The 15,257-nt window shown below is 65.0% G+C and carries 11 protein-coding genes and 2 pseudogenes; 4 read left to right on the forward strand and 9 right to left on the reverse strand.

Features of this window, described 5'->3' with window-relative positions:
- Positions 1-17: 17 nt before the first annotated feature.
- On the reverse strand, positions 18-2,843 hold the full coding sequence (locus NG701_RS13095) for an FAD-binding and (Fe-S)-binding domain-containing protein (RefSeq protein WP_252568086.1): 2,826 nt from the start codon (positions 2,841-2,843) through the stop codon (positions 18-20).
- Complete coding sequence (locus NG701_RS13100; protein ID WP_252568088.1) at positions 2,843-4,621, reverse strand: L-lactate permease; 1,779 nt, start codon at positions 4,619-4,621, stop codon at positions 2,843-2,845. Before NG701_RS13100 ends, NG701_RS13095 begins: the two co-directional genes overlap by 1 nt.
- Positions 4,622-4,775: 154 nt before the next feature.
- Here NG701_RS13100 and NG701_RS13105 point away from each other — a divergent pair, with 154 nt between their 5' ends.
- Entirely contained in the window at positions 4,776-5,468 is a 693-nt protein-coding gene (locus NG701_RS13105; protein ID WP_252568089.1) for a GntR family transcriptional regulator, read from the forward strand.
- Positions 5,469-5,562: 94 nt separating this feature from the next.
- Here the strand turns inward: NG701_RS13105 and NG701_RS13110 are convergent, their stop codons facing one another.
- Positions 5,563-8,574: an alpha-amylase family glycosyl hydrolase gene (locus tag NG701_RS13110; RefSeq protein WP_252568360.1), complete on the reverse strand. Its 3,012-nt coding sequence runs from the start codon at positions 8,572-8,574 to the stop codon at positions 5,563-5,565.
- A 322-nt stretch (positions 8,575-8,896) separates the two neighbouring features.
- Between NG701_RS13110 and NG701_RS13115 the strand changes: the two genes are divergently transcribed.
- Complete coding sequence (locus NG701_RS13115; RefSeq protein ID WP_252568091.1) at positions 8,897-9,718, forward strand: putative protein N(5)-glutamine methyltransferase; 822 nt, start codon at positions 8,897-8,899, stop codon at positions 9,716-9,718.
- An 84-nt stretch (positions 9,719-9,802) separates the two neighbouring features.
- On the opposite strand, the gene NG701_RS21520 is transcribed toward NG701_RS13115, so the two are convergent.
- Together NG701_RS21520 and NG701_RS13125 are read right to left on the reverse strand one after the other, a co-directional pair.
- Positions 9,803-10,168: an HNH endonuclease signature motif containing protein gene (locus NG701_RS21520; protein ID WP_308292603.1), complete on the reverse strand. Its 366-nt coding sequence runs from the start codon at positions 10,166-10,168 to the stop codon at positions 9,803-9,805.
- Positions 10,078-11,616 (reverse strand): DUF222 domain-containing protein, encoded by a 1,539-nt coding sequence (locus NG701_RS13125; protein ID WP_252568094.1) that lies wholly within the window; start codon positions 11,614-11,616, stop codon positions 10,078-10,080. The genes NG701_RS21520 and NG701_RS13125 overlap by 91 nt, the downstream gene beginning before the upstream one ends.
- Before the next feature lie 138 nt (positions 11,617-11,754).
- On the opposite strand from NG701_RS13125, the gene NG701_RS13130 reads away from it, so the two are divergent.
- On the forward strand, positions 11,755-12,330 hold the full coding sequence (locus tag NG701_RS13130) for a DM13 domain-containing protein (RefSeq protein WP_252568097.1): 576 nt from the start codon (positions 11,755-11,757) through the stop codon (positions 12,328-12,330).
- Positions 12,331-12,479: 149 nt separating this feature from the next.
- On the opposite strand, the gene NG701_RS13135 is transcribed toward NG701_RS13130, so the two are convergent.
- From NG701_RS13135 to NG701_RS13150, 4 genes and pseudogenes are all read right to left on the reverse strand, one after another.
- Positions 12,480-13,013 (reverse strand): hypothetical protein, encoded by a 534-nt coding sequence (locus NG701_RS13135; RefSeq protein ID WP_252568099.1) that lies wholly within the window; start codon positions 13,011-13,013, stop codon positions 12,480-12,482.
- A gap of 110 nt (positions 13,014-13,123) precedes the next feature.
- Positions 13,124-13,390, reverse strand: coding sequence for a GlsB/YeaQ/YmgE family stress response membrane protein (locus NG701_RS13140; protein ID WP_248763117.1), 267 nt, complete (start codon positions 13,388-13,390; stop codon positions 13,124-13,126).
- A 134-nt stretch (positions 13,391-13,524) separates the two neighbouring features.
- On the reverse strand, positions 13,525-14,358 hold the full coding sequence (locus NG701_RS13145; protein ID WP_252568101.1) for an aldo/keto reductase: 834 nt from the start codon (positions 14,356-14,358) through the stop codon (positions 13,525-13,527).
- 28 nt (positions 14,359-14,386) lie between these two features.
- A pseudogene (locus tag NG701_RS13150) lies at positions 14,387-15,034 on the reverse strand (rhamnogalacturonan lyase family protein); the annotation flags it as partial.
- A gap of 65 nt (positions 15,035-15,099) precedes the next feature.
- Between NG701_RS13150 and NG701_RS21400 the strand changes: the two are divergent.
- A pseudogene (locus NG701_RS21400) lies at positions 15,100-15,237 on the forward strand (nuclear transport factor 2 family protein); the annotation flags it as partial.
- Between the last annotated feature and the right edge of the window lie 20 nt (positions 15,238-15,257).

Below are 15,257 nucleotides of genomic sequence, written 5' to 3' on the forward strand. Positions count from 1 at the left end.
CCTGCTTTGGCCCTACGTCAGCGGGTTACCTCTTCCAAGAGTTCCAGCACGTGGCGGTACTGCGCACCCGTTGCCCTGGTCATGCCCAGTTCGCAGGTCCGGTTGCAAGAGGCGTGCGCCGCGGCGCCCATGTCAGCCACCTCTGTGGCCTGCTTCTCGGTTGCCGATGCCGTCAGTTCCGGGTGCAGCATTCCCCTGTCCCCGGCAAATGCGCAGCAGCCCCAGTTTTCCGGGACCTCCACGCGATCGGCCACGGCGCCGGCGACGGCTCCGAGGGCATCGTTGAGGCCCATTCTGGTGGAGGAGCAGGTGGGGTGGAGGGCCAGGGACTCCAGCTTCCCGTGGTCGGGCAGCCCAGGAAGGATCTGTTCCGCGGCGAAGTCCACGGCGTCCACCAATCGCAGTGGACGCTGCCCTGCTGCCGGCGTGTCCGATTCGACGGCCTGGCGCAGGCCCTCGGTGCAGGAGGACGCGTCGCAGACGATGGGCAGCTCGCCGTCCCTGGTTGCCTCCCGGAGGACTGCCAGAGTCTTCTCCCGCATCGTTTTTTGGCCTGCGGCCATACCTTTGGAGGACCATGGCGTGCCGCAGCAGAGGCCATCGATCCCTTCCGGGACAAGGAGCGTAATCCCTGCCCTGGTACAGAGCTGTTCAAAGCTGTACTGGACGCCGTGCCCTTGGCCGTCCTGAGACGTACCCGCGGGTCCGAACATGGTTCCCACGCATGCAGGGAAGTAGACAGCGTCCACCTTGCCCGCCGACGTCGGACGCTTCCGCACGGAACCCCCGCCCGGCAGTTCCGCGGAATATAGCGGCACCGTATCTGTGCCGAGCACTGCCCGCGCGGCCTTGTTGGGCGGGGCGATGGCGGCGGCCGGGAGCTTGTCCACCACAGTCAGCGCCAGTGAAGCGCCACGGGTGACGCCTTCCCAGTGCTTGGCGGCGGCATTCCACGCCCCGTTGGCGAGTGGGCCGGCGTCGGCCTTCCGCAGTTTCTTTACGAGCGATCCTGTGTTGATGTCCACCGGGCAGGCGGTCTGGCACATTCCGTCCACGGCGCAGGTGTCCACGGATTCGTACTCGTAGTCCTTTTCCAGGTCCTTGACCAGCGCCGTGTCCCCGGCCAGCCGCGCGGATTCGATGGCACGCAGCGTGACGATCCGCTGCCGCGGCGTCAGGGTGATGTCCTTGCTGGGGCACACCGGCTCGCAGTAGCCGCAGGAGACGCAGCGGTCCACTTCCTCGGCGACGGGCGGCGCGGTCTTGATGTGCCGCAGGTGCGCCATGGGGTCTTCGTCCATAAGCACGCCCGGGTTGAGCATCCCGGTTGGGTCGAACAGCCGCTTGATGCTGCGCATGACGTCATAGGGCTCATCGCCGTATTGCCTGCGGACGTAGGGTGCCATGACGCGCCCTGTCCCGTGCTCGGCCTTCAGGGATCCGCCCTCGGCCAGGACCAGGTCCACCATGTCTTCGGTAAAGGCGCTGTAACGGTCGAGTTCTGCGGAGGTGGCGAAACCGTCGGTGAGCATGAAGTGGACGTTGCCGTCCTTGGCGTGGCCGAAGATCACGCTGTTGCCGTAGCTGTACTTGTCGAAAAGCCGGATCAGTTCCCGGCAGGTGCGGCCCAGCACCGGGACGGGGACCACAATGTCTTCGAGCAGCGCGGTGGTGCCCTGGGGCCGCGCACCGGCGACGGAGGCGTAGAGGCCCTTGCGCAACTGCCAGAGTTGGCCGCGTTCGTGGGAGTCGCCGGTGAACCGGGCCGGAGCGGACAGCCCGAGGCCCTGGAGGATGCCCTCGCCGTTGACTTGGAGCTCCGCCAAATGTCCGGCGCTGCTGGCGGAGTACTCCACAAGCAGTGCGGCATGATCCCGGACCGTCAGGTCCTGCACGACGGCGGGAGTTCCCTTGAGCGTCTGGCCCACCCTCAGTGACAGAGCATCCATCAGCTCAATGGTGGCGGCGCCTGTCTCGACGAGGGCGGGCAGGGCCGCGTTGGCGGCTTCAAGGTCCGGGAACACCAGCAGGCCCGCGGCGGCGTGCCGGAGCCGCGGGATGGTGCGGAAAACCGCCTCTGCCACGAAACCCAGGGTGCCTTCGCTGCCTACGATCAGGTGGGCCATGATGTCCACCGGGCTCGTGTAGTCCAGCAGGGAGTTCAGGCCGTAGCCCATGGTGTTCTTCATGGAAAACTGCTGCCTGATCCGGTCGACGGAGTCGGGGTTGTTCCGGATGCGCTCCGCCAGCCGGGCCAGGCCTGCATAGAGTTCCGGCTCGAGGGCGCGGAGTTTCTGGTCGGCGTCCGGTGCCCCGGTGTCGATCACGGTGCCGGAGGGCAGGACCACGGTCAACGACTCCAGGGTGCGGTAGGTGTTGTCTACCGTCCCGCAGTTCATGCCGGAGGAGTTGTTCGCCACCACACCGCCGATCGTGCACGCCGCCTCACTGGCCGGATCGGGGCCGAATTTACGGCCGTAGCGGGCGAGCCTCGCGTTGAGAGCCCTGACCGTGACGCCGGGCTGGACGCGGACCCGCGCGCCGTCGTCGAGCACTTCGATGTCCCGGAAGTTGCGGCGCACGTCCACCAGCACGCCGTTGGTGACCGCCTGGCCGCTCAGGCTGGTTCCGCCGGAGCGGAAGGTCAGCGGCACACCCTGGGCAGCGCTCGCACGCAACAGCCCGCCCACTTCCGCAGCATTCCCGGCCATGACCACAGCTTGCGGGATCAGCAGGAAATGCGAGGCGTCATGGGCGTTCGCGTGCAGGTCGATGGCCCGGGTCTTCACCTGGGCGGGATCCTTCACCGCCGCGCGGAGGCCAGCCAAGTCCAGGGGTGCCATCAGGGGACCATCCAGCCCAGGACGGGGGTGGACTGCAGGAAGATCAGCACAGTGATGAGCGCCAGCAGGCCGAGGCTCCAGCCGAGGAGCTTCCGGAAGAGGGTGCCCTCTGCACCGTCAAGGCCCACCGCGGCCGAGGCCACGGCCAGGTTCTGCAGCGACAGCATCTTGCCCATCACCCCTGCGGAGGAGTTGGAGGCGGCCATCAGCACCGGAGAAAGACCGGTCTGCTCCGCTGCGGTGGCTTGCATCTGGCCGAACAGCGAGTTGGAGGATGTGTCGGAGCCGGTGAGTGCCACGCCAATCCAGCCAATCAGCGGCGAGAGGACGGCGAAGAAACCGCCCGCGGAGGCCAGCGCGAAGCCAAGGGTAGTGGTCTGGCCGGAGAGGTTCATCACGAAGGACAGGCCCAGGACGGCGGTGACCGTGACGATGGTCCAGCGCAGCTGCACCAGGGTGTCCCGGTAGATGCGCAGGCCCTGCGATGCGGTGATTTTGTACAGCAGCATGGTGAGCAGGCCAGAAAGCAGCAGCAGGGTGCCAGTCGCCTTGAGGTGGTCCAGCTTGAACTTCGTGGCCGCGACAGGCTTGCCGGCCGAGTCGGTGATGTCCAGTCCGGGCCAGGCGAACGTGACGCTGCCAACCTGGCTCAGCCAGGCCTTGACGAACGGAATCTGGGCCACCGAGAACACCGCGATGATGATCAGATAAGGGGCGATCGCCATCCAGATCTGCCGCGGTTCGGGCCGGGTGTTATCGGTAGGCGCCCCACTATCAGTTGGCACAGCACTGTCAGTTGGCACGGCGCTGCCCGAGGCAGGCCGTTCGGCAGAGCGTCTTGAGCTGGGTCCGCTCCCTGAACCGGCACTTGCGCGGGCGCTGGGGGTTTCTGCGCGAGCACCGACGGCGGCTGCCTCAGCTGCTTCCGGGGCGGCCTGAACGGCGCCTCCCATTCCGACGGTTTCTTTCGGCTGCCACACCTTCAGCAGCAGGAGCACGGCGGCCACTGTGACCACGGCGGCCACAACGTCGGTGAGTTCCACGGCGAAGTAGTTGGAGGTGACAAACTGGGCGGCACCGAAGGCGACGCCTGCCACGAGGGCCACGGGCCAGGTCTGTTTCACTCCGCGCCGGCCATCGACGATGAACACCAGCAGCAGCGGAACGATTAGGGCTATGAACGGAGTCTGGCGTCCGGCCATCGAGGAAAGCTCATTGAGCGGCAGGCCGGTGACGCCGTTCAGGGCGATGATCGGCGCGGCCATCGCGCCGAAGGCTACCGGGGCGGTGTTGGCCAGCAGCGAGACAATTGCTGACTTCAGCGGCTTCATTCCGGCTGCCATCAGCATGGCGGCGGAGATGGCCACGGGGGCGCCGAAGCCGGCCAGGGATTCCAGCAGGGCGCCGAAGCAGAAGGCGATCAGGATGGACAAAATCCTGAGGTCGTTCGAGATGGAACGGATGGTGCGTCCCAGCACTTCGAACCAAGGCGTGGCCACGGTGAGCCGGTAGATCCACAGCGCATTCACCAGGATCCACAGGATGGGGAACAAGCCGTAGAAGATGCCGGCCAGGGTGGCGCTTAGGGCCTGGTTGACCGGCATTTGCCAGCCAACGGTGGCCAGCACGAGGCACAGGGCGAGGCTGGCCAGGGCTGCTTTGGGTGCCTTGACCTTGAAAACGCCCAGCAGAACAAATAGCAGGACGAGGGGAAGCGCCGCGAAAAGGGCGGAAATCACTAGGGACCCGGCAATGGGGTCGAGGATCTGCTGAAACATGTGTCTCCAGATTGTGTTAGGCGTCACAACACCGTGGCGCCCTCCGATTGTCTAACAAGTACACATGTTGGTCAAGTGTATGTGTTGACTTGTCTGGCAAGATTGAAGGAATTGGGTTTAGTTCAGATGGTTTTAGTCCAGAGAGGATGCGCGCATGGTTGGCCGTATTGCAGCAGTCTCCATCGTGGACGCGATCGCTGCGGATCTGCGGAGCCGCGTTTTCTCGGGTGACCTGGGTTCCGGCGAGGCGCTCACTGAGACAGACGTCGCCACGTCGTATGAAGTGGCACGCCCCACCGCCAAGGCGTCGATTGAGAAGCTCGTGGCGGAGGGGCTGCTGGACCGGGGCACGCACAAGACCGCACGTGTTGTGGACCTGGGGCCGGAGTCGGTGCGGGACATTTACCTGGCCCGTGCCTATCTGGAAAGCGAAGTACTCCGCCGGCTGGCGCGCACCAAGGACGTGCCGCAAGGGGCTGTCCAGGCCAACCGCGATATCGCGGCATTGAAGTCGGGCGCGCCGCTGGATGTTGTGGAACCTGACATGCGTTTCCATACAAGCCTGATCGACGGAGTGGCCAATGAGCGCATCAGCCGGATGTACCGCTCGCTTGTGGGTGAGGTGCGGCTGTGTATGGTCCGGGTCCAGTCACTGCACCTCCTGGACACGGAGCTGATACTGGCCGAACACCAGAAGATCCTCGAGCTGATCGAGGGCGGCCAGGGCGAGGCCGCCGCCGAATTGCTGGACGAACACCTTGGGCGCGCGCGTGAACGGCTGGTCGCCGCTATGGGGGGAACTGCTGGCCCAGAGGCTGAGTATCCGTCAGGGCTGTTGCAGGAGTAACTGGCAGACCGCAAAGCGGGGTCACCATGCGGAGCTCCGAAACCTCGGAACGACCGCCGGCGCCCCGCATCGCGATGATACGCAGTGCTGGGCCCTAACCCGCCGTGAGCAGGTGGGTGACGTGGTCGTACCGGAAGGTGACCGCGCCGCCGTCGTGCGTATAGGAGATGTTGGCCCCGTTGGGCACCCCGCCAGCCCCGTAGTTCACGTCCCAATTGCGGTTCAGCGCCGCCTTGAACTCATACGTCCCGGCCGGCAGGTCCGGAACGGACAGTTTCCACACCAGCGTTGCCGGATCCAGAATCAACTGGGCCTGGTCGCAGGTGGGATCCCAGTCGACGCCGCACCCGAGTTCGTTGTCCACGCTTCCCGCGATGGCAACAGCACCCGGCTGTTGCGAGGCGTACCCGGCGCTGAGGACGTGTGTGCTGTTGTCGTAGCGGAATGTGACGGCCCCGCCGGGGTGGTCCAACACGATGTTGCTGCCGAAAAGGACTCCGCCGGCGCCATAGTTCACGTCCCAGTTGCCGTTGAGCGCGGCCTTGTACTCGTACTGCCCGGCCGGCAGGTCCACCGTCAGCCGCCAGATGTTGTCCGCCGGGTCCAGGGTCATGAACGCCGCTGTGCAGGCCGGGTCCCAATCGGCAGGGCAGCCCATCTCGGAGTTCAGCGACCCGGCCACGGTCACCGAATCCGGCTGCGGAGCCTCGCCCACCGTTACTGTCCGCGGCTCGCTGACCACGCTGAAGCCGGGGCCGCTCGTGGCCGCGCGGTAGCGCACCTGGGTGCCGTCCGCGAGCTCGAGTGCCGCCAGGTCATCGGTGACCGAGTACACCGGTGAGGAGTCATCGGAGCCTACGGCCGTCCACTCGCCGCCGGCCACGCTGCGCTCGAAGGACACCACGTGGCTGGACTTTTCCGGATCGGCCGTTGCGCTGAGCTCAACGGCCCCCTCCACGCTGCTTCCTTCCAGAGGCTTCTGGATAGTCAGGACCGGCGCCGGAACTGCGGCTGCCCGGGGCTGGCTGGTGGCTCGGTGGCCCCCGTTGTCCAGCACTGTGGCGCGGTATTCGAGGACGGTGCCTGCATCCAACGCAGCAACCTCGTGGAACACCTGGTACGGCGCTGTGTCGTCGGTGCCGATCGGCTCCCAGCCACCGCCCGCGGTCCTGGCCTCAAAGGTGACCTCGTAGAACGAAGCACCGCCGACGTCGGCCGTCACGTTGATCCGGCCGTTATCCGCCGGTGCGGCGGCAGGTTCCTGGAGTGCGACGGCGGGAGCCGCCTTGGAGTGCGGAATGCGGCCCGATGACTGGTAGACCACGGCCGACAGCGGCGGGACGGTGACTGTCAGCTTTCCGTCCGCTGAGGTCTTCACATTGTCCGCGCCTGCACCTGTGCTCCCATAAATACGTGTGTAGCTGCGCTTGCCGATGTAGGTGGGCACGTCGGCCGTCTGCGGCTGTTCGCTGTTGTTCAGGGCTACGACATACTCACGCTGGTCCTCCGCATCGGTGCGGGAGAAGGCGTAGATCCCGGGCCCCACGGAGGCGTAGCGGTGCTGGTGGGCGCCGTCGCGCAGGGCAGGGTGGTCCTTGGTCAGGGCGGCGAGTTGGCTGATCTTGGAGTACAGCGGGTGGTCGGCGTTGAAGTTGTCGGTGGCGTGCGTTGCGTCGGTGCCCAGCAGGTCGTCGTCGAGGTACTCCGGCACCTGGCTGGCGAACAACGTCTGCCGTGCGTCCTGGTCGCCGCCGGGGCCGGTGAAGCCCTGCTCGTCGCCGTAGTAAATGACCGGATTGCCGCGGGAGAGGTACATCAGCTCGTGGGCCAGCTGGTCGCGGGCCACCTGCTCCTTGTCGTCTGAGCCCGGGTTGTCGGCCGCGATGAAGCTGCCGATGCGGCCCATGTCGTGGTTGCCCAGGAAGGTGGGCAGTTGGTAGACGTTGGAATCGGCATCGGTGTACCAGTCGTCGTCGGCGAAGAAGGTCTCCAGCGAGCGGGTGTCCTGGCTCTTGGACGCGAAGTTCCGGGCGGCCTCCTGGAACGGGAAGTCCAGCACGGCCTGCATCTGGTTGCGCGTGGTGAACTGGGAGGTGAAGGACTTGGTTGTGTCGAAGACTTCGCCGAACATAAAGAACTCGTCCTTGCCCTGCGCCTTCGCGTAGCTCAGCACCTCCGGGCCGAATTCCTGCCAGAACTCGTTGTTGACGTGCTTCATGGTGTCTATCCTGAAGCCGTCCACGCCGAAATCGCCGATCCAGGTCTTGTAGATCTCCTCCATGCCGTCCACCACTTTGGGGTTCTCGGTGAAGAGGTCATCGAGGCCGAAGAAGTCGCCGTAGTAGGAGTCCTCGCCTACAAAGGTGGTGTCTCCGCGGTTGTGATACAGCGTGGGATCGTTCAGCCAGGCGGGGACCTTCAGGTTCTCCTCGGCTTTATCCAGAACGGGGACGTAAGGGAAGGACGTCTTGACATCAAGCTCCGGGAAGTCGTGGGAGCCTGCGAAGTCGCGGTCGTCGAACTCGTCGCCGGCAGCCGACTTGTACGGCTCGGCGTCCTTGGAAACGTAGGTCTTGCGGGCGCCCTCTTCGTAGCCGATCACGTCCGCGGTGTGGTTGGTGATGATGTCGAAATACACCTTCATGCCGCGCGAGTGGGCTTCGTCGATGAGGGCCTTCAGCTCGTCGTTGGTGCCGAGATGGGGGTCGATCTGGGTGAAGTCGGTGATCCAGTAGCCGTGATAGCCGGCTGACTTGTCCTCGGGTTGCACCGCCTTGTTCTTGAAGCTGGGGGTGAGCCAGATGGACGTGGTGCCCAGGCCCTGGATGTAGTCGATCTTGTCCCGCAGGCCGGCCAGGTCGCCGCCGTTATAGAAGCCCTTTTTTGTGGGATTGAAGCCGGACACCATGGGGTCGCTGCCCAGACCGCCGTCGTCATTGGTTGCGTCCCCGTTGCTGAAGCGGTCAGCCATCACAAAGTAGAAATTCTCGTCCGTCACAGGGGCACGGAGTGAGTGAAGGGCCGACGACGACCCCGGGTCGTTCGGGTCCGGCGCCGCGTGCACGGGGAGGACAGAAGTGGAAGCGACTACGGCTGCGGCGAGCAGCCCCAGCCATGTTGTCAGCGGGTGGTTAAGGCGTTGGATGGAGCCTTTGCGGGTGCGTGTGTTCACGTCAGGAGACCTTCCTGGTAGCGGCGATGCTGTTCAGGCTGCTGTGGAGATGCGAGTGTGGTGGCGTCAGTTGGTGGTCAGATGTGCGGTTCGTGCGGGCAATCAGGGAACGATCGCCAGGTGAACCACGCCACACTGTAAGCGCTTGCACTGAATAAATCCAGTCTTTTTAGACAGGCGGCCAGGGGCTACCTTCGCGTACATTCAGAGGCGGGCGACGGCGCTCGGCGCCCATCGGATTGCGGAAGGTGTACCCATGTCAGCCACTGAATTGGATGTTGAGTCCCTTGCTGGGATCGCTGAGCGGCTTCGCTCCGCCGGGTGCGTCTTCGCGGAGGAGGAAGCCCGGCTTCTCCTCACCGCGGTGTCCGGCCCGGCCGAAATCGCTGCGGCGGTGGAGCGGCGGGTTGCCGGGTATCCGCTGGAGCACATCCTGGGCTGGGCCGAGTTCTGCGGTCTCCGGATTGAGCTCGATGCCGGGGTTTTTGTTCCGCGCCGCCGGACCGGGCTGTTGGTGAATGAGGCCGCAGCCCTGCTCTCGGCGGACCCGATGCAGGAGGGCAAGGATGGCCTGGAGCCCTCCGTTGTTGTGGATCTTTGTTGCGGGTCCGGTGCGGTGGGTGCTGCCATCGCGTACAGTATTGCGGGCCTGGAGCTCCATGCGGCGGACATTGACCCGGCTGCTGTGGCCTGCGCCCGCCGGAACATTGGCAGCGTGGGTGGTGAGGTCCACCAGGGCGACCTGTTCGATGCACTGCCGCCCGCCGTCAAGGGGCGGATCCGTGTTCTGGCTGTCAACGCCCCCTATGTCCCCACCGGCGCTATCGATTCCATGCCGCACGAGGCACGCGATCACGAGCCGTTGTGGTCGCTCGACGGCGGCACGGACGGACTCGAGTTCCACCGCCGCGTCGCTGCGGTGGCCAACGAATGGCTGCGACCGGGCGGGCATCTCATCATCGAAACCAGCGAGCGGCAGTCCGCAGCGACGTCGTCGATCCTGGCGCATGCGGGCTTCGCGGTGAGGATTGTCCGCTCGGAAGAACTGGACGGCACCGTCGTAGTCGGACGGCCTTAGTAACGGGTGCGCCGGCAGGTACCACTTCCTGCGGTGGCGGCTGCCCATTCGCGTTGTGGCCGCCTTTTCGCGCTGTGGAAGTGTCTATTCGCGTTGTGGGGGTGGTGGTTTGAAGTAGTGGTTTTGTTGGGGTTTTTGGGCGGGGTCGATGTGGCGTGGGGGTGTGAACCAGGGGACGCCGTTGCGGGTGTGGATGGTCCATTGTTCTTTGTGGATGAGGTGGTGGTGATGGGAGCAGAGCAGGGCGCCGTTGCCGACGTTGGTGGGGCCTTGCCGTGACCAGTAGGTGATGTGGTGGGCTGCGCACCAGGGCGCTGGGATGGTGCAGTTGGGGAAGGTGCAGCCCTGGTCGCGGGCGGTCAGGGCGAGGCGCTGGGCGGGGGTGAAGAGCCGGGTTTTGCGGCCGAGTTCCAGGATTTCGCCGTTGGTGCCGAGTAGGACGGGGATGATGTCGGCGTCGCAGGCGAGTTTGCGGAGGGTGGTTGCCGCGACGGGCCCGGTGAACGTGAAGCTGCCCGTGCCAATACCAAGACCAGTACCAGTACCTGCGCCGCCGTGCTAATCCCATTACCGCTGTTGCTGTCTGTGCCTGTTCCTGCCGCCAATCCGTCGCCAGCGCCGGTGGCTGTGGCTGGGTGGGGGAGGAGGTCGTGGTAGTTGATGGTGGCGAGGATCTGGGGGCGGTTCCCGCCGCTGGTGGGCAGCAAGTTGGTGCTGAGGGCGGCTTTGAGGGCGCCGACGATGCCGTCGAGTTGTTTCTGGGAGCGGGTGCGCCGGTCCAGATCGAGGTCGGTGTCCTGCCAGACATTGTTGCCCTGCCCGGGGCCGGGGTCGCCGCTCCCGGACGCGGCTTCCGTGCCCGTGGCTGCGACGGTTTCTGTGCCGGTTTCTGTGCCCGTGGTGGTGCGGGGGTTGGTGGCGGCGTTCATGACGGTGGCGAGGTGTTCGTATTGGTCGGTGGTGGCGAAGATTTCGAGGTGGTGGAGGCCATGGCGGGGTTTGCGGATGAACGCGCCTTGGGTGTGGCGGAGTGCTTCTTCGATGGGTTCGGTGCCGTCGGCGTCGATGGTGTCGGCCCAGCGGCGGGCGACGCGGGTCAGGAAATCGGGGTCTGTGGTGGCGGCGGTGTGCGTGAGGTCGTGTTCGATCCGGTCCAGGTTCTCCGGGGTGGTGTGGTGTTTGAGGCGGTCCAGGGTGGCGCTGATGATGGTCCCGGCGCGGGAGGAGACCACGGGCCCGGACCCTGGCACGGCGTGCGGCCGGATTAGGTCGTCGGTGTCGGCGTCGCCGCTGGTCTCTGCCGGGCTGCCGGTAGTGGAGGCGGGGGTGAGGGCTGCGGCGAGGTGTTCCCTCATTGGGGGTACGGGGTCTCCGGTGAGGGTGGTTGCGGGCAGGATGCTGTGGGCGAGGTGGATGCGGCGCTGGGCTTCGCTGCGCCCGATCCGGAGCCGGAGGCGCAGGAATTCGGCGGTGTTCTTGCAGCCGTCATCGGCCGGTGACCCCGGAACGGCCCGGGTGCTCCCGGCGGTGGTCCCCGCGATTTCCGCGGTGGTCCCGGAGGGCCAGGCGGCGTCGGTTTCGTTCAGGGCTTCGACGCCGTTGTCCCACCCGGTGACCCAGTCCCAGGTGGTCCGGGTGGCTGCCGCTGTGGTGATGGCCTGGGTGCGGGTGCGGTCCACGGCGCCCGCGGCGAGGATCTGGAGGTAGTCCACGGTCCGGGAGAGGTCCTCGACGAGGCTGGCGAAATCGGCGGCTTCGACGTAGCTGGTCATCGCCAGGGTCCCGGGAGCAGACGAGGCGGCAGCGTTCACCGAGGCGATCGCCGCAGCCAGTCCGGCGTCGGCCGTCAGCATGGCGGTGTCACCGCCGTCCGCGAGTTGATCCCCGAAAGCTTCCATGGGAATACTCTGCCAAGGGGGTACGACATTTAAGCCAGTACTGCGGTTGAGCTCCAAAAAGCCGCAAATTCCGGCTACGGCTGATGCGTTGCGCCAGTCGCCGGATACGCGGACGATGATTCCATGAGCGGAAAGTCCATGAGTCGAAAGCAGAGTCCAAACCGACGCCGGACCTGGATGATCGCTGCGGCGGCCCTTGCCACGGTAGGGCTGGTGATTGGGCTTGTGCTGTTCAAGCCCTGGCTTCTCTTTGTGGACGTGAGAGTGGATGAACAGCTCCCCATCGTGGCCAGCAGTCCAGCGCAAACACAAACGACTCCGCCTACACCCTTGGCGCCGACTCCGGCACCCATGCCTGCAGGCCCGGTGCAGCTTGCTGTGGGTACGCTGATCAGCCATGAACACGCCACCACGGGAACTGTCCGGATCGTACAGCAGCCTGACGGCGTCAGGCTGCTCACGCTCGAAAACCTCGATACGTCCAATGGTCCGGATGTGCACGTCTGGTTAAGTGCCGCCCACGTGGTGGAAGGGACGGCAGGCTGGTTCACCGCCGGCTCCGCTGATTACTACGACCTCGGCCTGATCAAGGGAAATCAGGGCAATCAGGTTTACCGGATTCCCGCCGACGTTGATCTGTCGAAGTACCCGTCAGTTGACCTGTGGTGCGTTCAGTTCAGCGTCTCGTTCGGTGCTGCCGAGCTGGTCACCTGAGACGGCATCTGGCCATGATGTGAAACGTGGCTGGCCGCCGCGTCCCCCAAGGAGCGCGGCGGCCAGCAACGACCATTTTTAGCACAATTTCAACGTGCCTTCCGTGTCACACGGCGAATCCCGCGTAACGTCCCGGCAACGATCCCGGATCATTCCCGCCGGGGGTCAACGTTCGTGGCTGCGCCGCCAGGAGTGGCGCCGCCTTCACCGGACCAGTCCTGGCCCTGGTTGTCATTGAATGCGGGGTCTGACTCAACGTCCGATGTCCCCAGGTTCACCGTTTCCGGGTGTGTGCTGTGGGCGGGAACGTGATCGCCCACCGCAGTACCGCCGGCCGCAGCGCTGCCGGCCGCAGCGCTGCCAGACGCAGCGGTGCCGGAGGCGCCCACGGAGGTGCCGGCGTCGGACGCTTTGGACTTGCCGTCACCCGACGCGGTGTCGTGGTGGACGGCCGAGCCGATGACCGTGCCCGCCCGGCGCGCGGCCTCACCGAGCTGGTCTGCCACCTCGGGAGCCTTCTCCTTGATGGCCTCCGTGGCGGCACTGACCTTGTCCTGGACCGGCTTGCTGTCCCAGATGCTCGCCGCCCTGGCCTTGAGCTTGTCGTACGCCGCCCGGCCGGACCGCGATCCCAGGACGTAACCTGCCGCGATGCCAATACCTAAAAGAAGTTTTGATTTCATGGTGAACTCCTGCTCGTTGAGAAGGTGTCGGTCCCCGATCCGCTTGGCCGGGGAAAGAAAACCGGCCCCGGGATGTTGTCCCAGGGCCGGTATTCATGCCGGTGACGAAGTTAGCTGCGGACGCTGCGCTTCGTGATCATGCCGTAAACCAGCAGCACGATGATCGAGCCGGCGATCGCGAGCAGCCAGGTCTGCAGCGAGAAGAACTCCTGCAGGCCAGTACCGAAAATCATCCCGCCGAGCCAGCCGCCGAGGAACGCACCAACGACGCCCAGGATGAGGGTGATGATCCAGCCGCCACCCTGCTTGCCCGGAAGGATCGCCTTAGCGATCGCGCCGGCAATAAGGCCAAGAATCAAAAATGCAAAGAAACCCATTTTGTCGTTCCTTCTTCCTACATCAGGGAGGTGCCCGATCCCGGGCACGCTTCATCCCTCTGCCCCAATACTAATCATGCTTACTTTCTTTTCGCCACTCTGAATCCCCGCGGAAAGCCTGTTCGGGCCCTCTCTCAGTGCCCTGTTGAGTCCGAATCGTTGCCGGCGCCGGGCCCCTCGTCCAGGATGGCAAGTTCCGCGAGATCCTGCCGATCCAGGGAGAAATCGAAGATGTCCAGGTTTTCCTGCATCCGCTCGGGATTTCCAGATTTTGGAATGACTACAAGTCCCTTCTCAATATGCCAGCGCAGCACCAGTTGAGCCGGGGTCTTGTCGTATTTTTCACCAAGCTGCGAAAGGAGGGGAGCGGTCAGCAGGCTTGCCCCCGACCCGCCCAGCGGGCTGTACGATTCCGTGACAATTCCATGCCCGGCATTGAACTCCCGTTCCGCCTCGCGGGTAATCGCCGGGCTCAGCTGGATCTGGTTCACTGCAGGCACAACGTCGGTTTCGGCCAGCAGCCGTTCCAGGTGTGCCGGCTTGAAGTTGGAGACGCCGATGGACCGGACTTTGCCCTCCGCCTGCAGCCGCTCAAACGTTTTCCACGTCGAGACGAAATCATCACGCGCAGGGAGCGGCCAGTGGATCAGCAGCAGGTCCACGTAGTCCAGCCCCATGCGGGTCAGTGACCCCTCCAACCCCGCCACCGCGCGGTCCTCGCCTTGGAACTGGCCGTCCAGCTTGGTGGTGACGAAGATTTCGCTTCGGTCCACCCCGCCTGCGCGGATGCCGTTCCCGACCCCTTCCTCATTGCCGTATTTCACTGCCGTATCGATGTGCCGGTACCCGGCTTCCAGGGCCTGTACGACGGCGGCAGTCACCTGTTCGTCGTCCAGCGGCCAGGTGCCGAGCCCCAGCTGCGGGATGCTGTAGCCGTCATTGAGCATGATGAGCGGTGAGAGAGTCATTTCAACAGTCTGCCGTGCTTTCGCCTTCCTAGCCTTCGAATGCCCGGAGAATATTTCCGGCCTGGTGGTCGAGTACTGTTCGTGCCACCTCGGATACGTGATCGGGCTTCTTTTGCTGGTCCAGGAACTTCACGAAGCGCTGGATGGCGTGCGCCGCTTGGGAGGCATCGCCGTCGTCCACTGCCTTTGCCGCCTGCTGCACACCCGCTGCCAGCTGCTTTGCGACCGGGCCCGCCACGTCGCCGGACTCAACCAGGTCCTCCAAAGCCTGATGGAGGGCCTTCACGCTGCCCGGGAGCCAGGCCGTGCGCAGCGGCACATCACCGAAGTCCATGTCCGAGGCCAGATAGAAGTCCGTGTAGGACGGCTGGTTGTAGGTGGTGTTCTGCCGGGCTACCTCCGCCCGGTACTGGGGGTCGTGCATAAGCGTGTAGAGCTTGTGGTTGGTCACTTCGGTGCTTAGGTACATGCGGAGCGCTGAGCTGTCGGCCGTCCGGACCAGCATTTCCTCGCGCCAGTCACCCACTACGTCTGCCACGAGGCTCGGCGTGCCTTTGGTACCGTTGTTGGTCCGGGTGTCCGTGGCGGTGAGCAGCCTGCCGCGCTTCCAGTCGTCAATGCTGGGGGCCTGGTCGCCGGATCCGTTGATGATCTGGGTTGTCATGTCGGCAGCCCATTAACGCTAATGAGAACGTGGTCAACCGGCTGATCGCGTGCATCAACGACCGCCGCATTGAGGTCATGGACGAGCTGTTTCACAACGACGCCGTGATGCATTGGCCGCAATCCGGGGAAGTTGTGCGCGGCGCGGAAAACCGGCGGGGAATCTACAACGCCTTCCCGCAGCTGCCCACCATCACACCGCGCCGGATGCTGAGCGGCGGGAACCTGGAGGTGGC

The sequence above is a fragment of the Pseudarthrobacter cellobiosi genome (genome assembly GCF_023913815.1).
Classification (GTDB): domain Bacteria; phylum Actinomycetota; class Actinomycetes; order Actinomycetales; family Micrococcaceae; genus Arthrobacter; species Arthrobacter cellobiosi.